The sequence below is a fragment of the Pseudomonas violetae genome (assembly GCF_023072615.1).
In the GTDB taxonomy this organism is placed as follows: Bacteria; Pseudomonadota; Gammaproteobacteria; order Pseudomonadales; family Pseudomonadaceae; genus Aquipseudomonas; species Aquipseudomonas violetae.
The window spans coordinates 1-17,788 of the sequence record NZ_JAKNRW010000012.1; the positions used below are offsets into that span (position 1 = coordinate 1).

Consider the following 17,788-nt stretch of genomic DNA (forward strand, 5'->3'; position numbering starts at 1 on the left):
GAGTGACGGCCAGGCACATCGGTGCCTCGCTCAACGACTCGCTGAGCGCAGCACGGCCGGATTCGACCACACCTGCAGCAGCGGCGCCGACCGGTCCTGGCTGAGTGGTAGCCAGTGAATCCAGGCTCAGCAATCGTTCCGCCGTGCTGACCAGCTCGCCGCCGGCCAGTGTCTTGGCCGCGTCAAGATCACTCAGCCACTGGGTGGACTGCTCCGGCCAACGCATGGTGACAGGGGTCCAAGTCATACCGACAACGACTCCCAAGTCAGGGCGTTGATCGCGCCCAGGTCCTGCGCCAGGCGTGCAACCTGCAGCTGCACAGTCAGGTCGGCCACCTTTTGCAGGCGCAGCATTTTGAACTCGGTGAATTCGTCGCTGACCTGGCGTAGTTGCGCGGCGGAGTGCGGCCGAAAGGCTTTGCTGCCCTGCTCGTCGTAGCAGGCATAAGGACCGTTCAAACCACGCACGGCCATACCTGTGAGGTTGACCTGGTCGTCCAGTTCGCTGGTGTAGCGGTAGCGTTCACCCAGGGCGGTGGACCAGAAGCCACCGGTGATCTCGCGCTGGCATGCGATGTTCACAGCCTGCAGTTGTTCCTGGTAGCGCAGCTCCACCACCGCCGGGATGTCGTCAATCCATCGGTCATCGGCCCAGATCTGCCCCGGGCCTGGCACTTCCAGGGTGTAACCAGCCGGCAACGCACCCAAGCGATCGACCACGATCGAGGCGCGGGTCTGAGTGTTGTACGCGGTCAGCCCCTGATAGGAGTCAATCAACTGCCAGCGCTCGCCGTCCCACAGCGCGGCCTTGCGCTCGGGGATAACCGGCGGTTTGGCTTCCACGCAACGCGCAGGAATCAACCACACGCCGGGCTCTAGCGGGGATGCGTCGGCCACAGTTTCGCCGACGTAAATACCCAGGTGATCAGTCTGATAGACGATTTTAATGGTCATGGCGGGTCTCAATACTTAATGCAGGCAAGGTAGGCGGTGTTGATCGGCCGAGTTTCTAGGCCACCGGTGCTACCGATAGTGATGACATGGTTGTGATCGGGCACAGGCGCGACGGTAACGGGGTGCGTGTGATCGCCGTTTTCACTGGTCAATTTGTCGTGTGCGCCAGCCTCGCCGTAGTTGACGATGTTTCGGGGCTCTACTTCGAAGCCCTCTTGGTCAATTCCGTCGGGGGTATAGATTCCAGATCGAATCAGATGAGCGTGCTTGCCAGCGGCACCGGTGGTTGCTGTAGGCGTGTGCCCGCCGGCAGCGGCCGAGCTTCCAGTGTGGGTGTGGATTCTCGTCTCGTCGGCCTGGTCACTGCCTACTGTCCGGCCCACATCAATGCCCCGGCCGTCATCCACGAACCGTGGAAACTTGGCGCGTGAATCTCGGAGGTTGAAGGTGGTGACGCCGTCGCCGGCGCCGAACTTCGTGCCGATCTTGGCGAACAGCCGTGCATAGGCCACACGCGACACGGCCGCCCCATTTTCCTTGAGCCACCCGGGTGGCGCCGTTGGTGTGGAAAAAAGGCCGGTCATACCCACCAGTTCCTCATCCATAGCCAACCTGAGTGCCTGCAGCGCTTTGGTCGTCGCTAGGATCTCGCTGCTGTTCGACGTCGGGTCGTCGCTCTTGGCGTTGGGCAGTTCGCCCAGGTCCACGTCATCCTTGGTGGTTGCTCGAGCACGCAGCTGCGGATAGTCACCCACGCGGGCGGCGAAGTGCTTCACCAGTTCCTGGGTGATCGGCTGACTGGCCCGCAGGTCGGTGATCTCGCCAGAAGTGGCCACGCTCGCCACCTCTACCAGGTAGTGCTGGACACTGTTGTTGTCCTGGTAGTCCGACTTTGCATTGCCGAACACCACTTGCCAGCTGGCGACCACATCGCTGGCAACTCGCGTCAGCGACACATCCAGCCAGGCCTTGGCCGGAAAAACGGGTAGCTGGGTCAGCACAGGTTCAGTCAATTGGACCCGGATCCCTTCCACGTAGGCCACCCCGGCCTTGAGCTGGAACAGGTCAAAAGCGTTGCGCTCCATTTTCAGACTGTCGGCCAGAAAGCAGGCGCGGCCAAACGCGTCACGGTTACTCAAACGCTCGCGAGCATCGATGCCACTCAGCCGCACCGTAAAGTCATGCTGCCAGGTGCTCGCGTCCACCACGATGCCAGTCAACGCTTGGGCGCCGGTGAACTCCACTAGGAAGTTGCGGGTGATGTTGTTGCCGATCTGCTCCGGCGGGATGTTCTTGCGTTTCTGTTGCAGCGGCACATAGGCCACGGCGAACAGCACATTTTCGGCCGTCTCCAGACCGATCCAGTTGAAGTCCCAATCACCAATGTCCGAGCCGACCATCAGGCTGTAAATCACCTGGCGCGGGCTCACGTAGCCTTTGCGGTTGACGTTGGCGGTGTGGACGATCTGCGCGGCAGGCGGCTTGCCGGCGGCGCGATCGACCGAACTGGTCGGATCCAGACCAGGCACGTTCGCCAGGACGAAGCGCGCAACCTCCAGGACTTCCTGCGCCCCTTGTTTCTGGGCGATCAGGCTTTCGCCGGCGAGGGTAATGCTTGCTCCCATGGGTGCTCCTAAAGGGGGTCAGTAACAATGGTCACGATGGCCAGCTCGTTGATCTGCACCAGGCGAGGCGATTGCTCGTCCAGGGTGGCGATCAAGGTTTGCTGGTCATCGTTGAAGTGGGCCACGCCAAATCTCAGGGTCACCGGGGTGATCGTGACGAAGTCGTAGCGGCGACAGGTGCGGCCGTACTGCTGCATGAGCACGCGCAGCAGCACCGGGTTTTCGCTCAGTTGGCTGTCGGTCAGGTGCAACAGCACCACGTCCCAATCCAACCCGGGCATGCGCTCCTCGATCTCGACATAGCCGACGCCCAGGCGCTGAAAGATCCGGACCATGCCAGCCGTGCTGCCGGCGTCGACGGCGTTGATAAAGGCGTACTTCACCCGCAACCGATACAAGCGCTCGGGCTCACCGTGGAAACGTTGGATATCGCGCTGCCAGGCCAGCAGATCGAGCACTGACAGGTGGCACGTCTCGGCGTCCAGCTGCAGAAGTGGCCAGTTCAGCCAACCTTCAGCCTTGCTCCACCAGGACTGCGCGGCGGCCTTGAGCTTGGCCAGCTCTGGGCCATCCAGCCAAAAGGGCAAACTCAACTTAAGCACCGATGGCCACCTCGACTCCGGACAGGCGCGGGATGGTCAATTCCGAGATGATGTCGCCATTCTCGAAGCGCAAAGAGTCAATGCCCTGGAACTGCTCATGCAGCTCCTCGCCCAGGCGGCTGAAGGAAAACCGCGACTGTGGGTAGGTGACAGTCGGCTGGTAGTCGCTGTCCGTGCTCTCCCGAAAGGCAGCGCGGATGAACAGTTCGATATCGCTGAACAGTGCGGCATGCTGCTCGATGCCCACCTGGGCCTTCGGCCAGACTGTCAGGCTGATGGTGTGCAAGGTCTCCGGCATCTTCTGCACCAGGAGGTCATCGCCGTGGCCATGGTTGCCCTGGTCACGGATGTAAGCATTGATTGTTTCCAGATAGGTGTCCGCCGGCGCATCCGCTTCAAACAGCACCAGGGCATTGGCGCTGCCGGGGCCCCGGGGCGCGTTGTGCTCGAAGTAGACCCCATCGGCCTGGACGCCCGGAAAACTGGCGATCATGGCGCGGTAGACGGCGTCGGTGTGCCACTGGTTGACGGCTGAAAACTGGTTACGGGTGCGTAGACGCAGGTCGTCATTGCTCTCTGTGTCCGCGCCGGGCACGGTCAGCCAACCATCGGCATTGACCACTTGGACAACGCCCGGTACCGGCTCCGGCAGGATGGAGAAATAGCCGGGTGCCAGGTTGAAGCCGCTACCCGCATCTTTGGCCACGGCTGGAACCAGCAACTGGGCCACTCCATCGGCGAAAGTCGCTGCAGCGCTGGTCAGGAGCTCATAGACGTTGCCATTGATGGCGATCGACTGCACCCGGGTACCAGCGGGCACTTCGAGCGTGCCGGCGATCGCGCTGCGGGTAAACAGCAACAGCCCTTGGGCTTTGGTGGAAGGCTTGCGGGTGACGTTGACGGCCCAGGCCAGCATGTCCAGCCAGCCATCTTTCGCAGTTTTGACGAAGAAGTTCGGCAGCACGGTAACTACCAGGAACTCGATCAGCCACATCACTGGCTTGGTCACCAGGGCAGTGACAACCCGCCAGAACGGCGACCAGGCGCCGGTGTTGCTCAGCTTGCTGCCCTGGGCGACCACTTCCGCCTCCCAGGCCTGGCGCAGTTTCGCCTCTGTGGTCGGGATACCGGCATCGGCCAGCGCTTGCTTGAAATCTACGTCGCTCAAAACACCACCTCGACAGCTCCGAATGCTACGGTTTTTGCGGTGACCAGGTACTGGCCAGGGGATTGGGTGATGATCCGGACGGTGCCCGGTACCAGGCGTTCATCGTTCTCCACCAGCAGCTCCAGCTGCTGGATGCAGTCGGCCTGGCGAAAGCGATCGCGCTCGGCGACCAGCGTCACCAACAGACCGCTTTCGCGGATCATGTGGGCAATGTCCTGGGCGATGCTGGCCCGGTCCTCGACCAGCACGGGCTGGTTGGACGGATCTAAGGTCAGGTCGTTGTTGGTGATCAGCAGATCGATGTAGAGGCTCATCCGGCCACCCCCATGCTGATCATGTTTTCCAGCTCCATCGGGGTCATAGGCTTGGCCGTGTGAATCTCGACCTTCTCCACGTGGGTGCCCCTGTTCTGGGTTTGCGTGGTGTTCTGGATGGTCCTGAGCAGACCGCCCTGGGCTACAGCCGTCGGCCGGTTCGGCGAGAGGCTACCCACACCGCTGCCCATCGATTCCTTGGCCGCCATGGCGCGGTCACCGCCGTCAGGCAGCGAGTCGGTCAGGCTGCCCAGGCGCGCGTCGATGCTCACGCCTGGGATCTTGTTCAGCATCTCGACCAAGCCATTGATCGCGTTTTGAAAGATCGAGGCGATGCCGTCCCACGCGGCCTTGGCCATGCTGGACCAGCCCCCCATGCTGCCAAACCAGTCCGACACGGCCTGCAATTGGTCGACCACCCACTGGAACGCCTCGGTGTTCATCAGCGCGGTGGTCCAGTCGTCCCAGTAGTAAATGGCAGCGGCCACGGCGGCGACCAGGGCGACAACGCCCAGGACAATCAACAGGACCGGGTTGGCCATCAGCGCGCCGTTGGTGAGCCAGATTGCGGCCTGCCACAAAAGCATTGCGCCGCGCACCAGGCCCATCCAGGCGACCATCGCAATCAGCCCCACGGTGAAGGCGGCGATCATGACCACGTGATAGAGGAACATTGCGATGCTTTTGAAACCGGTCCAGGTCAGCACCTTCCAGATCGTGAGCATGGACAGCCAGACCATCTTGCTGGCCCCCACGGTGAAGGTCAGTAAGGCCATGCCAGCGATCAGTCCCAACACCGTCAGCACGGTGATACCGACCACCCGCGTGATGTTCGGGAACAGTTGCGACCAGCGCAGCAGCGTTCCGGCGATCCCGGTCAGGCGCTCCATCAGTGGCGCAAGCATCGGAATCAACGCCTGGCCGAAGACAATGCGCAGTGCCTGCACCGCCGCGCCAAACTGCTGCCACGGGTCAACCATGGCCTTGGCCATGCGCTCGGCATTCTCCAAGCCGCGGACTTTCCCCAGCTGGTCGATACCATTGCGCAGCCGATCGGTGTCCTTGGCCAGGGCGCCGATCACCTGGGCGCCCTCCCCGCCAAACGCCTCCATCAGCTTGGTGCCGGCGGAAGCGCTGGTCAGGTCGCCATACTTGCCTTCCAACTTGGTCAGAATGTCCACCATCGGCAGGACCTTGCCCTGTTGGTCGGTGAACTTCATGCCCAGCTTTTCCGACGCTGCACCGATATTCTCGAAGAACGCCTTGTAACGGCCGCCGGCATCGCCGCCTTCCATGGTGCTGCTGAGAGAGCCGATCACCGCCATCTGCTCGGCCAGATCCACGCCGGCGGTGGTGGCGATCGCGCCGACTTCCTTGAAGGCGTCCTTCAACTGCGCGCCATCGGTGCGGAACAGCTGCACCGCCAGTGCGGTCTGTCCGCCCAGCTTCTCCACCCAGGTGTTCTTGCCCATGGCATCGGCCTGGGTCTTCTGCAGGTTGTAAAGGGTGCCGACGTAGTCGCTCATGGTGTCAGCGTCGGATTTGGTGGCCTTGGCCAGCAGGTTGCTGGTGTTGGTGAACACCGCCAACTGATTGCCGGCAAGGCCCTTGATCGCGCCATCGATCTTGTACGCAGAGGCCACGAAGGCCTGGGCGTTCTCACCGTAGTCCACGGAAAACTGCAGGGACTTTTCCTGCAGCGAGGTCAGCGCGTTCTCGGCCACGCCCAGGGAGCGAACCTCGCCCAGGGCGCGATTCATCTCCAAGGCAGGCGCCAATGATTCAGTGATGCCCGTAGCCGCGCCCCAAACACCGGCCAGGCCCACCCCCATCTGTTTGATGTTCCCCTCGCTTTGCTCTGCGAGGTCGGAAAAACTTGTCTTCACCCTGGCCAGCGGTGCGGTGACCTTGTCGGTCAGGGCCAGGATGAAGTCGAGACGGGAGCTGCGATCTGCCATGGTTCTCTATCCGTTAAACGCATGGGAAATGCCGTTGGCGACGGCAAATTCCATGCGCTTCCAGTGTTCGTCTTCCAACCACTTGGCCGTGCCCATGTTTTCAATGGTGGGCTCTGCACCAGGTAGCCAGCGGTTGGTCAGGGCCATCAACTGACCCAGGCCGTCTTCCTTTAGGCGCTCAGCGTGGCTGAGCGCTTTTTTACGATGATGTCGATGTCGGGGGCGTACTCCTCGAGCAGCGAGCCCACCAGTTGCATGGTCATGACCGGGTTTTTCAAAAGCTCCTTAAGGGTTGCGCGCTCGTCCTGGTGCACGGTGCCGACCAGAAGGTTGTGCGAGGGCGAGACCTTGTTATTGGCGGTCATGCTGTTGAAGTACTTGGTCACGTCCTGCGGAGTCAGGGTGAAGTTGAATTCCTGTTCGCCCACTTCCAGGGTGATTTCGCGGCGTTCGGTCATGGCTGTTGTTCCATTCAAATTTAGGGGTGGTAGTCAGCGCAGGCAGATCCGGCGCACGTGGTCCTGCAGACCCAGGATCATTTGCCGGCTGAGGGCGAGTTGATCTCTGAGGGTGAAATAATCCGATCGAGCGTCTGCTGTGAGTTCGGCGGTTTCTGCATCAGCCACGCCGCCGGAGCCGGTTTTGGTGGGCTTTGTGGTGCTGCAGGTGGCAGCGAGGCGCAGCCGCTTACGGCCATCGTCAACATCGCGGCGCAGGCCATCGTTCTGATTGCGCTCATTGGTCAGTTCCTGGGTGCGTTGAAGATCGATCTCATCGCGTGCGGCCAGCATCTCGCCGCTGATTCGGGCGGCTTCGCGCAGCCCTTTAACCTCAACCTGTGCGCTGTCGCGCTCGCGGCGGGCGTCATCGCGCTGATCGGCCACCAGGTCGAAACCGACCCAAGCCAACAGCCCGACCAGGAGCACGAAAAGCACCAGGCGCACGGGGGAAATAGTCATTGGCTGCAAAGCCTCGCTTCGTCGAGCCGGCGGGCGTGCAACCCGGGCACGAACACCTTGCGGCCCTGGGCATTGGTGACATACGCCCAGACCGGGGTTTTGCCATCAGCCGCCCAGGCCAAGGCCCTGCAGCCCTCGGCAATACGCCCGGCGTTGATCAAGCCCACTGCCCGACTGGCGCAGGTGCTGGGCACACCCACGTTGTGGCCATGACTGCTCAGGGCATCAAAGGTGTTCTGTCCGATCTGTTGGTTGGTCAGGCAGTCAGCCAGGGCCAGTTGGCCTTTCTCGATCACCAGCTGCTCCACCTCGTCACAGCGAGCGTCCGACCAGTAGTCGCCGATCACCACCGGATAGGGGCTGGTGTGACGAGTGATGCCTTTGCACACTGTGGGCAGTTCACGGGCCAGCTTGTCGGCATAGACGACGTTCTGGCCATTGCCCTCCCACTTGCCCAGGAGGCCGACCAAAGAGGCGCTGGCCATGACAATGGCGCCGGTCGCGATCTTGGCGCGCAGGTTCATAACTTGCCCTTCCAGTCGCGCAGCATCTGTCTGTACTTGGGGACTAGCAGCACGATCTGCAGCACCATATAAAGCGCGGTCAGCATGTAGGCTACCGACGACCAGTCGACGGCACCTGTCGCACCGGTAGCGGCCACGCCGATGGCCGGTGACGCCTTTACGAATGCAAGGGCGGTGTCCTGAGCGACTTGATTTGTGCTCATCGGCGACCCTCTTTCTCGAAAATTGACTGGCATGGCACGCAACGCAAGATTCCACCGAGCGCCTGGCGCGCTCTGGGGATCTCGTTGTCACAGTCCAGGTATTCGCTACGGCTTGGCCCGATCGGGCGCGGCTGGGCCAACTGGGCGGCAATGGCCTGGTCACGTTGGCGTTGCTCCGTTGCCTGGGCGCGATCGAACGGGCAAGTCATCAGCTCAGCCCCTCGATCTCGGTAGCGTCGAGATACGGCACACCATTGATGTGGACGAAGTCCGGACTGGTGACGTCGAACGGCACCTTGTGCTTGGACGTCTCCCCGCCCTTGGTGTCGATGTTGAGCAGGCTCGATACGCGCAACTTGCAGCCGAAGGCCTCCACGCGCAGTTCATCCACCGGGGTCTTGGCGAAGAACACTATGTCGAACGGCTCAAGCGCCCGAAAGCTGCCGGCAGCGCGCGCCGCATCGATCAGCAGATTGAAGTTGACCGTGTCGAACTCCATTTCGCCGCCGGCGGCGACGTCGCCATCGACGTGCCCATTGGGCACTCCTCGCGATTGCGCCACGGCGGTGTTGTCGGTGATGTCCAGGGTGCAGGTTTGGACGTGAATCAAGCTGTCGCCCAGGTTCACGTCGAAGTTTTTGCCGCCAATGCGTGCAGACATGCGGGATTACTCCGAATCGTCGGTGGAAAGGTCGAGGGCGATGTTGGCCGTCAGATCCTTGGGGCAGTTGTGCGGTCGCAGCGTGATGTAGGCCTCGATCTTGGTCTTGCTCTGCCAGACCAGGACAATGTCGCCGTCCTTGGGTGGCTGGATCTCGCCGGGGAACACCTGGCCCGCGAAGGTCACGGACTTGGCCATCGCCCGCAGTGGCGCCATCAGCGCGCTGGTGTTGGCAGCCATGCTGTTGGCGGTGTTGTTCAGGCGGCGATCGCCCACGCGTTGGATCAGCAGGATCCGGACCTTGCGCGCCGCCTTGTCGGCCAGACGCAGGTACTCGACCACCTGGTAATCGCTACCCGGGGCATCGAGCATATTGGCGTCAGCCCAGAACACGCCGGGGTAGTCCGGATAGGTCTGAGTAACCGAGAAACGGGCAGTGTCCAGCTCGGCACGGATCGCGGACGGCAACGGGATCGACTCAGAGTCGACAGGAACAGAGCCCAGACCCAGCACTGCACCGGTGGCCACACGCATGGGGCTGTCGGCAATGCTTACGGCCGCGTTGGCCAGGCGCCCGGCCAGCACGCCCTGGTCGTTGCCGTGCAGCAGCGGCACGACACATACACGCGGTGCCGCGATGCTGTCAGTGATCTGGCGTTGCTCGGTCAGGTACTGCGTCCAGGTCTGCACCAACTGGATGCCGGCCGTGGCCGCGATCACAAAGGCACGACGGCCGTAGGTGTTGTTCAGCGCAATGGCCGCGTCATGCATGGCGGTCAGCTCGGCGCCGGTCGTCACCGGTTTGGTGATGACGATCGACTCCACCGAATAGCCCTGCTGTTGCGCGTAGGTCAGTGCGTCTTGCCAATTACCATCGGCCGCGATCGGCGCTGCCAGGCAGGCCCAGCGGTCGCCGCCATTGGCACGGGCGGCGGTGATTTGGGTTTTCAGGCTGCTGTCGGGGATGCCCAGCTGGACGGCCAGGTCGCTCTGGGTGTTAAGCGGAATGAGCTGGCCGACGTTTTTAGCGCCTGGGCCGATGAAGAGGAAATAGCGCTCGATCTCGGTCACGGCACCCTGGCCGAGGTTGAGATTGTTGACGCTGACTTTGCCGAGTGCCATGCAGTGCCTCGCTTAGCGGGGTGAGTTGAGGATTTGTTGCAGCACCTGGTTGAGCAGCAGACCAGTGTCGCGCTCGGTGCTTGCGCCGAGGAACTGCCGTTTAGGCAGGGTGATTTCCCAGCTTTGCTTGCCGGTTGATTCGGATTGTTCTTCGCTGAGGATGCGGATCAGCAGCCCGGCCTGGGCGTAGTTCACATGCTCCAGAATCCAGGCCACCGGGGGCCGGCTCAGACTCTTTTTGCCCGCTTGGCGCACCTTGAAGCCCAACCTGCGCAGGCGTTTGGCCTGCTTTTCGGTAGCGGCGAGGCCTTCAGGTACCCGGTTCCAGCGCTTCATCTGGGCAGCGGTGCGGCGTTCGGAGGTGCCGTTATGCTGCTGGGCAGCGACCCAACTGGTCAGCGCATTGCGCCAGCCCAGGACAGCCTGGTCAGGCGTCACGCTGGTGACCTGCAGCAACTTGCCCAGGCCGGCTTCCATCTTCTTCTTACCCTTCTCTGGATTCTTGCGAGCTTCGAAGGGCGAGCCGTCCAGGTTCTGCTGATTGCGGATGTTCTTGCGGCTCATGGTGCGTACGCGCTTGCTGACGTTGTTCAACAGCCGCCGACGCAATCGCGGCGGCAGGCTGAGCAATGCCAACTGCTCGCGCACGCCCAGCTGGCCGCGCACGTCCAGGTCAAAAGTGCTACGCGCCATGGGTGGCCACCTCGCCCTGCTCCGCTATCCACAGGTCAAACGGGATGAATGACCAGGTGGCGCCGAAAGCCTCGATCTCGCCGGCCGGATCTTCGGCGAGGTACTGCGGCTCGACAAATTCCAGGGTGATTTCGACGTCAGCCAGGTCCTGGTCGAGCATCTCGATGGCGAACGCCGGCGCGGCCAAGTCTTCATCGCGATCGGGGTCATTGCTGGCCAGCCAACTGCCCACCAACGCCATCAGCCGGCCCGGGTGATCGGCGAAGCGCTCCATGATGATGACGGCGCGATAGCGCATATCACCCATGTGCAGGCCGGCAACGTCCGGCTTCCAGATCAGTTCCAGGTTGACCTGATCGGTGAAGCTGTCGAGCTGCTCAGGCAGTACCAGTTCGCGCTTGATCAGGAAGGTGGTAAGGGCGCGGAGCTTGTTCATAGCAGTGCCGCCGTGATGCGGCCACGGCCCTGGAGTGAACGAATGGACTGTTGGCTGAACTCCAGAAAGGTTTCACCTCGCTCGGGCAGCTCTTTGCCGGTGTTCTCCGCACTTTCACGGCGAGTGACGGTGGCGAACTGAGTCAGCAAACTGGCTTTGGCGCGGCAGTACACGGCGCGCTTGTACGTCGCTGCGTGAAATGTGCGCTCCGGCAGCACCATAGGGTCTGCAGATTCCACGCTGGTGACGCCCGCGTTTTGCCATGCAGCCTTGCGCTTGGAGAGATCACCGTTGACCTCGATCATTGCCGTGGTCAGATCAGTGGCCAGCATGTCTACCAGGTACTCCGCCGGCAGGCGGTAACCCTTCTGAAATTCGGCCAAAGAGAGGTTCGGCCAGAAGCCGTCGTTCTCGATCACCTGTTCCACAAAGGTGGTGGGTTTCCCGGAAAAGCTCATTGCTGGGCACTCGAATAGGGGCGGGAAAACTGTTTCAGTGGGTCAGGCCATAAATGGCTGGCTCACATCCACAGTTTCTCGCCGGGGGGGTAGTCGGTTATTCGGCGGCTTTCTCAGCCAGTTCTTTTGCCAGTGCCTTGCGAGCGCCTTCCAGACGCGTGCCCACACCGACAGCGGCGTGCAACTCGGTGGCGCGCTCGAAGTGAACGACGGCCTTCGCCCAGTCCTTGGCCGTCATCGCTCGGATGCCAATCAACTTGTGGTACTTGGCCGGGATCTGCTCAGTTAGCTGCCATTCGCCATCTACACGGGGCAACAGATCGGACAGGTAAGGCTCAGGGCTACGACCGGCCTTCTGCTCAGCTTCGGCCCACTCGATCACCGCATCTGCGACGAAGGTCGGCACGTCACGCTTGAAGCGCTCCGGCATGGCCTGACCTTGCTCCATGACGAAGTTCGCCAGGTCCAACCCCGCTTCGAACTGCACGGTGTCAAACAGCCAGACAAGAACCTGCATCACCACCGAGTTCGGGAAACTCAATCCGGAATCGCGATAGCGCTGCACGTAGTCCAGGTATTTGGGCAGCAGTTCGTCACGCTTGAGCTGCTGACGCAGTTCGCGGCTGTTGATCGCGCCAATGCGCTCCAGATCCACAGCCAAGGCGTCTTCCATCAGCTTCAGGTGCTTTTTGCCGTTGGCAGGGCTGGAAAGCGCGGTGGCGGATGAATACACCATCGCTTCGGCACCGGCGCGTACAGCGGCGGCTGGACCTTCGGCTTGAACGCGGCGCTTGTGCGCCAGTGCCAGGCTCATCAGACGAGCTCCACGTTTTCAGCAGCGGCAAATTTCTCCAGCTGCTCGATCACGTAGCCTTCGTTACGGCCGTTGTAATCCTCGACGCGAGACCGTTTCGGGTTCTCGATCAAGTGACGACGCCAGCTGCTGTCCTGGAAGTAGATCGACAGGTTGTCCCAGCTGGTGACGACCACAGCGTTGACTGGGAAATGTGGCACGGTGAAGGTCGGCAGACCGCCGTAGGTCGCAATGACCTGGGCGCTTTCAATGCGCTCTTTCTCGGTGGGCTTGCCGGCCTGATTGGAATACAGCTTGGCCTTGTCAGCGGCCAGCAGATCGCTGCCCACGATGGCAATCAAGTCGCCGCCGTCACGGAAAACCGAACTGATCATCTGCTTGACGTCGTGCACCAGGGCGTCGAGGTTTTCATAGTCGCCGCCAGCGCCGAGGGTAATCTTGCCAGCAGTCGCGCCCTCCTCGAGAACCTGCTCAGGGATCTGCTCGCGGGCGATCTGCAGCCAGCCCTTGTTCACGTCCTGCAGCATCGGGCTGGTAGCCAGATTGGTCTGGGGCGCAGCTGCAACGCCATGCCAGCCGATCATGATCCGGTCCAGAGCGATTTGCTTCTGCACCGCCGCCGAGTAGCGATCAGCGAAGTCCGGGAACTTGGCCCAGCTGTCGATCTTGGCAAACGGCAGACCGACGTCCGACTCGGTGTGGAACAGCTCGTAACCCAAGCCGTTCAGGTCGGAAACGTCTTTAGCTTCGCGATCGGTGGTTTTGGTGTTGGTGCGGCTGGTAACCGGACCATTCACCCCAAACATGACCTTCTCGCCCTTGATCTCGGTCACGGGCACGACGTTGATGCGCTCGAGGAAGTCGGCGCGCTCGGTGATTTTGTCGTTCAGTTCCTGGGCAATGCTCGGCTCGACGTTGAACTGACGCGTCACATCGACGTTGTAGGTCTCGGCGATGGCCAGGCAAAGCGCAGAATATTGCAGCACGGCACGATTGCTTAAAGATTGCTGGCTCATGTCACAACACCCGCTTTTTGATTTCGGTGGAACCGGTGGTTTTCGGCAGTGGCAAACCGGTGGTGGTGTTGAAGGCTTTTTCCAGTAGCGCTTCGATACGATCGAGACGCTTGCTGTCGCTGCCGTTCTTGGCGAATTCACGCTCCGTTTCGGCTTCACTCACGACGATGTCGACAGCTGCCTTTACGTCTTCAACTTCAGTGGTAACAGGGGCGGTGACATCAACAGTCGCCGGTTCGATCACAGCGGCCAGGCCGGTGACGACAAGGCCGAGTTGTTCGTTCAAGGCTTTCAAAGCCTTGGCTGTAGCTTCATCCATTGGGGGTTTGCTCTCGGTGGGAGTGGTCTGGGTCGTTTCCGTGGAGGTGTCTTCAACAGCGAAGTGCTTAAACAGGCGGCTTAGCATGTTGGTCAACATGCCAATCTCACCTTTGGGCTCCTCCTCACCCAGCACGCCAAGAGGTACAGACGCGGCGTAATGCACGGGCTCGCCGGTTTTTCGGGAAAAGTAGAGCTCCTGGGTGCCCAGGCTGGCCGGCGAATCGGTCACGGCAAGGCCGGACAAGTAGGCTTTGCCGCTGTTTGCGAAGTTCGGGGTGATTTCGATGCTGGTGAACAGCTTTTCACCCTGGTCGTTGAGGCAGAGCAGCTTGTCGTTGGGCTTGAGCTGAGCTTCTAGTGCGACTTGGCCTGGTTCGAGACCTTCGGCTTCTTCAACCAGGCGCACCGAAAAGACGGTGCCGTGGGAGCCGAACCAACGATCGTGCTCACACCAGATCACTGCCGTGTATTTGGCTGGGTTGTAGGTCTCAGCGATATCACGCAGTTCCTGGGGAAGGATCTCGCGACCGTCAGCGGTAGTGCCGCTGGTGGCGACACGTTTCCAGAACGAAACAAGGGAACGGGGCATGGGCGATAACTGCGCTCAATCGGTGATTTGAGCCGCCACGATAGGGAGCTGCAGACCTCCAAACAAACGATTCACTTTTGCCTCGGTCCTATTTTCACGTTATAGGTTTAACCCGGATTTTAAGCCCACGTTTCCAGCGTTTTCGCCGCATAGACTGCGGCCATGCCATACGCCCCCGAACTTAAAGAAGCCGCAAGACGCCTCTATTTACGCCGCTGCAAGCCGCGTGAAATTCAGGCGCAACTGTCCCTGCCCAACATCCGGATCATTTACTACTGGATCCGCCAGGGAGAGTGGGACGACATGCTGTCGGATGAAGAACCGCTGACGGCCGTCGGCCGGCGAATCACCCTCATCCTCGACAAATCCACGTCGTTGACCAAGGCCGACCTGGACGAGCTCGATCGATTGACCACCGTTCGCGAGCGACTATTGAAGCAATCCGCGAAGCCGGTACCGGCACCGATCGGCGATTCGCTGGCGGACGATGGCCAGCGCAAAGAAGGACAGCGCAACGAACGCCGGGAGCGAGGCGAGCGCAACGATAAGGGCGGAAAGAAGCGCGAGAAAAAGACCAAGAACGAAGTAGGCGAACTGACCGAGGTGGACTTTCTCGACAAGTTCATCAGCAAAATGTACGGCTACCAGAAGGAATTGTTTGCGGCCAAACAGAACCCGCTGACAAGCCGAATCCGTAACATCCTCAAAAGCCGCCAGGTGGGTCTGACGTACTACTTCGCCGGCGAAGCGTTCATGGACGCCGTACTGACCGGTGACAACCAGATCTTCCTGTCAGCCAGCCGCGCCCAGTCCGAGATCTTCCGCAGCTACATCGTGTCGTTCGCTCAGGAGTGGTTCGGCCTGGAGTTGACCGGCAACCCGATCGTGCTCAGTAAAGACGGCAAACCGTGGGCCGAACTGCGTTTTCTCAGCACCAATAGCAGCACCGCTCAGGGTCACCACGGCCATGTCTATGTGGATGAGTACTTCTGGATCCGCGATTTCGAGAAGCTGAACACCGTCGCCAGTGCCATGGCCACCCACAAGAAGTGGCGCAAAACCTATTTCTCGACCCCCAGCGCTGTGTCACACCAGGCGTATCCGTTCTGGACCGGTGAGAAGTTTCGCAACAGCAAGCGCAAAAACGCCAAAGATCCGTGGCCGAGCGAAGCCCAAGCCGCCGCTGGATCACTCTGTCCGGATGGGCAATGGCGCAAGGTCATCACGATTCTCGACGCGATCGCTGGCGGGTGCGATCTGTTCGACCTCGAGCAGCTGCAGCTGGAGTACGACGAGGACAAGTTTCAGCAGCTGTTCCTGTGCAAGTTCATCGACAGCACGCAGAGCGCCTTTTCCCTGGTCGATCTCGAGCGCTGTTATTCCGACCTGTCGTTGTGGACCGACTACGACCCCGACGACCCCCGCCCATTCGGCAACAGTCCCGTCTGGATCGGTTACGACCCCAGCCGCACACGCGATGACGCCAGCTGCGTGGTGGTCGCCCCGCCACTGGAGAATGGTGGCAAGTTCCGGATCCTTGAGAAACACAGCTGGCGCGGGCAGTCGTTCAAGTACCAGGCCGACCAGGTCAAGAAGCTCACTGAGCGTTTCAACGTGCAGCACATCGGCATCGATACCACCGGCATCGGTTACGGCGTGTTCGACCTGGTGCGCGACTTCTACCCGCGTGCGACCTCGATCCACTACAGCCTCGAGACCAAGAACACCCTGGTGCTAAAAGCGCAGGACACGATTCAGGGCAGCCGAATCGAGTGGGATGCCGGTTGGAACGACATCGCTCAGGCGTTCCTGACGATCAAGCGAGGCACCACAAACGGCGGTCAGGTCACGTACAGCGCGTCACGGACCGACGCGTCCGGTCATGCCGATATCGCCTGGGCGATCATGCACGCCCTGGCCCATGAACCCCTCAACACCAACAAGCAGCGGCGCAGCCGCTACACACTCAGCGGACCAAACACCCATGGGCAAACCAGCAAAAACCCAGCACAGCACAGCGGCTCCCGGGCCCATGCGGGCGTTTTCATTCGGCGCACCGGAACAGGTGCTCACCGAGAACATCGGGCACTACCTGGGCGTGTTCGCCAGCCACGACGGACAAACCTACACGCCTCCGGTGTCACGCCAGGGTCTGGCCAAGTTGCTGCGCGCCAACGCTCACCACGGCGCCATTCCCGGCTTCAAACGCAACCTACTGCTGCGTGAGTTCATCCCCTCACCCGGATGCTCAATCCAGACGATGAGCCGCGCAGGGCTCGATTTCAACGTGTTCGGCGAGGCGTATTTTCGCCGTAATCGAAACGCTTTCGGCCAGGTGCTGGAGATGGACCATCTGCCGGCAATCAACATGCGGGTCAAGGTTGGCGGCGGGTTTGTGATGTTGCTGCCGGACGGCAAAAAGGTGGAATTCGAGGAGGACGAAGTTGAGCATGTTCTGAACTACGACGTGGAACAGGACATTTACGGCGTGCCCGATTACCTCGGTGGTATGCAGGCGCTGTTGCTCAACGAAGCCGCTACCCTCTTCCGCCGTCGGTACTACAGCAACGGTGCGCATGCGGGCTACATCTTCTACACCAACGACCCGAACCTAAGCGAAGACGACGAAGAGAAGCTTAAGGAACAGATCAGTGCCAGCAAAGGCGTGGGCAACTTTCGATCGATGTTTGTGAACATCCCGGGTGGCGCCGAGAAAGCGATTCAGATCATCCCGGTGGGTGACTTTCAAGCCAAGGACGAGCTGGAGAAGGTCAAGAACATCACGCGCAACGACGTGATCGCTGCCTGGCGCATGAACCCTGCGCTTGCCGGCATCATCCCGGAAAACAGCGCCGGTTTTGGCGACATTGAAAAGATTGATCGCGTGTACACCAGCAACGAGATCAGACCCATCTGCCAGCTGTTCAATCAGCTGAACGACACGCTACGAGATGACAGGCGATTCACCTGGAAAACTCCTAAAGAAACAGTTGATTCCACTACATCAGGCGCATAGGCAAGAGATTGCCACTACATATTGTGGCAAAATAGTGGCGATTGGCTGCCCTGGGGAGGGACACAATGCGAGTTATATGCAAATGCGGACACAAAGGACGGATCGCTTCGCGGGAACAGTTATCGGAGGATTTTGCCAAGCTCTATTGCCAGTGCCTGGACGCAAAGTGCGGGCACACATGGGTCGCGAATCTGACGTTTTCGCACACGTTGAGCCCATCGGCTCAGTCATTCGAAAGGATGTTGTTCGACCGTTTGAGGGATATGCCCAGAGCAAAGCAGCGGGAGCTGTTTGAGCAGCTGGGGTCACAGGCGGTGGCGTGAAATTCAAACCGCCGACGCAATGGTGTCGGCGA

Annotated in this window: 23 protein-coding genes and 1 pseudogene; 3 read left to right on the forward strand and 21 right to left on the reverse strand. The window is 60.8% G+C overall.

What is annotated here, in order from left to right; translation table 11 throughout:
• From L9059_RS15815 to L9059_RS15915, 21 genes and pseudogenes are all read right to left on the reverse strand, one after another.
• Positions 1-247 (reverse strand): annotated as a pseudogene (locus tag L9059_RS15815) (hypothetical protein); the annotation flags it as partial.
• Positions 244-954 (reverse strand): phage tail protein, encoded by a 711-nt coding sequence (locus L9059_RS15820; RefSeq protein WP_247291939.1) that lies wholly within the window; start codon positions 952-954, stop codon positions 244-246. The gene L9059_RS15820 and the pseudogene L9059_RS15815, both read right to left, overlap by 4 nt.
• Before the next feature lie 8 nt (positions 955-962).
• On the reverse strand, positions 963-2,579 hold the full coding sequence (locus tag L9059_RS15825; protein ID WP_247291940.1) for a phage tail-collar fiber domain-containing protein: 1,617 nt from the start codon (positions 2,577-2,579) through the stop codon (positions 963-965).
• 8 nt (positions 2,580-2,587) lie between these two features.
• On the reverse strand, positions 2,588-3,181 hold the full coding sequence (locus L9059_RS15830) for a phage tail protein (RefSeq protein WP_247291941.1): 594 nt from the start codon (positions 3,179-3,181) through the stop codon (positions 2,588-2,590).
• On the reverse strand, positions 3,174-4,349 hold the full coding sequence (locus L9059_RS15835; RefSeq protein WP_247291942.1) for a baseplate J/gp47 family protein: 1,176 nt from the start codon (positions 4,347-4,349) through the stop codon (positions 3,174-3,176). Before L9059_RS15835 ends, L9059_RS15830 begins: the two co-directional genes overlap by 8 nt.
• Entirely contained in the window at positions 4,346-4,663 is a 318-nt protein-coding gene (locus L9059_RS15840) for a DUF2590 family protein (RefSeq protein ID WP_247291943.1), read from the reverse strand. Before L9059_RS15840 ends, L9059_RS15835 begins: the two co-directional genes overlap by 4 nt.
• Positions 4,660-6,621, reverse strand: a complete 1,962-nt coding sequence (locus L9059_RS15845) for a phage tail tape measure protein (RefSeq protein WP_247291944.1) — start codon at positions 6,619-6,621, stop codon at positions 4,660-4,662. The genes L9059_RS15840 and L9059_RS15845 overlap by 4 nt, the downstream gene beginning before the upstream one ends.
• Positions 6,622-6,627: 6 nt before the next feature.
• Complete coding sequence (locus tag L9059_RS15850) at positions 6,628-6,768, reverse strand: DUF6890 family protein (RefSeq protein WP_191637791.1); 141 nt, start codon at positions 6,766-6,768, stop codon at positions 6,628-6,630.
• Between the two features lie 23 nt (positions 6,769-6,791).
• The gene (locus L9059_RS15855) at positions 6,792-7,079 is read right to left on the reverse strand and encodes a putative phage tail assembly chaperone (protein WP_019407714.1); all 288 of its coding nucleotides are present in this window, start codon (positions 7,077-7,079) and stop codon (positions 6,792-6,794) included.
• Positions 7,080-7,112: 33 nt separating this feature from the next.
• The gene (locus L9059_RS15860) at positions 7,113-7,580 is read right to left on the reverse strand and encodes a lysis system i-spanin subunit Rz (protein WP_247291945.1); all 468 of its coding nucleotides are present in this window, start codon (positions 7,578-7,580) and stop codon (positions 7,113-7,115) included.
• Positions 7,577-8,104 (reverse strand): lysozyme, encoded by a 528-nt coding sequence (locus L9059_RS15865; RefSeq protein ID WP_247291946.1) that lies wholly within the window; start codon positions 8,102-8,104, stop codon positions 7,577-7,579. The genes L9059_RS15860 and L9059_RS15865 overlap by 4 nt, the downstream gene beginning before the upstream one ends.
• A complete protein-coding gene (locus L9059_RS15870; RefSeq protein ID WP_247291947.1) occupies positions 8,101-8,307 on the reverse strand; it encodes a hypothetical protein in 207 nt (68 codons plus the stop codon). Before L9059_RS15870 ends, L9059_RS15865 begins: the two co-directional genes overlap by 4 nt.
• Positions 8,304-8,516 (reverse strand): TraR/DksA C4-type zinc finger protein, encoded by a 213-nt coding sequence (locus L9059_RS15875; protein ID WP_247291948.1) that lies wholly within the window; start codon positions 8,514-8,516, stop codon positions 8,304-8,306. The genes L9059_RS15870 and L9059_RS15875 overlap by 4 nt, the downstream gene beginning before the upstream one ends.
• On the reverse strand, positions 8,516-8,968 hold the full coding sequence (locus tag L9059_RS15880) for a phage protein (protein WP_247291949.1): 453 nt from the start codon (positions 8,966-8,968) through the stop codon (positions 8,516-8,518). The genes L9059_RS15875 and L9059_RS15880 overlap by 1 nt, the downstream gene beginning before the upstream one ends.
• A 6-nt stretch (positions 8,969-8,974) precedes the next feature.
• Entirely contained in the window at positions 8,975-10,090 is a 1,116-nt protein-coding gene (locus L9059_RS15885) for a DUF2586 domain-containing protein (RefSeq protein WP_247291950.1), read from the reverse strand.
• Between the two features lie 12 nt (positions 10,091-10,102).
• Complete coding sequence (locus L9059_RS15890; protein ID WP_247291951.1) at positions 10,103-10,783, reverse strand: phage virion morphogenesis family protein; 681 nt, start codon at positions 10,781-10,783, stop codon at positions 10,103-10,105.
• Positions 10,773-11,219 (reverse strand): phage tail protein, encoded by a 447-nt coding sequence (locus L9059_RS15895; RefSeq protein WP_247291952.1) that lies wholly within the window; start codon positions 11,217-11,219, stop codon positions 10,773-10,775. Before L9059_RS15895 ends, L9059_RS15890 begins: the two co-directional genes overlap by 11 nt.
• A complete protein-coding gene (locus L9059_RS15900) occupies positions 11,216-11,677 on the reverse strand; it encodes a head completion/stabilization protein (RefSeq protein ID WP_247291953.1) in 462 nt (153 codons plus the stop codon). The genes L9059_RS15895 and L9059_RS15900 overlap by 4 nt, the downstream gene beginning before the upstream one ends.
• A gap of 97 nt (positions 11,678-11,774) precedes the next feature.
• Positions 11,775-12,491 carry a phage terminase small subunit gene (gpM, locus tag L9059_RS15905; protein ID WP_247291954.1) on the reverse strand — a complete coding sequence of 239 codons (717 nt, stop codon included), beginning with the start codon at positions 12,489-12,491 and terminating at the stop codon, positions 11,775-11,777.
• On the reverse strand, positions 12,491-13,507 hold the full coding sequence (locus tag L9059_RS15910; RefSeq protein ID WP_247291955.1) for a phage major capsid protein, P2 family: 1,017 nt from the start codon (positions 13,505-13,507) through the stop codon (positions 12,491-12,493). The genes gpM and L9059_RS15910 overlap by 1 nt, the downstream gene beginning before the upstream one ends.
• A 1-nt stretch (position 13,508) precedes the next feature.
• A complete protein-coding gene (locus L9059_RS15915; RefSeq protein WP_247291956.1) occupies positions 13,509-14,417 on the reverse strand; it encodes a GPO family capsid scaffolding protein in 909 nt (302 codons plus the stop codon).
• A gap of 162 nt (positions 14,418-14,579) precedes the next feature.
• On the opposite strand from L9059_RS15915, the gene L9059_RS15920 reads away from it, so the two are divergent.
• The 3 genes from L9059_RS15920 to L9059_RS15930 all read left to right on the forward strand — a co-directional run bounded on the left by L9059_RS15920 (position 14,580) and on the right by L9059_RS15930 (position 17,756).
• Positions 14,580-16,643: a terminase large subunit domain-containing protein gene (locus tag L9059_RS15920; RefSeq protein WP_247291957.1), complete on the forward strand. Its 2,064-nt coding sequence runs from the start codon at positions 14,580-14,582 to the stop codon at positions 16,641-16,643.
• Positions 16,579-17,433, forward strand: coding sequence for a phage portal protein (locus tag L9059_RS15925; RefSeq protein ID WP_191637792.1), 855 nt, complete (start codon positions 16,579-16,581; stop codon positions 17,431-17,433). The genes L9059_RS15920 and L9059_RS15925 overlap by 65 nt, the downstream gene beginning before the upstream one ends.
• 65 nt (positions 17,434-17,498) lie before the next feature.
• Entirely contained in the window at positions 17,499-17,756 is a 258-nt protein-coding gene (locus L9059_RS15930) for an Ogr/Delta-like zinc finger protein (protein ID WP_247291958.1), read from the forward strand.
• The last annotated feature ends 32 nt before the right edge of the window (positions 17,757-17,788 follow it).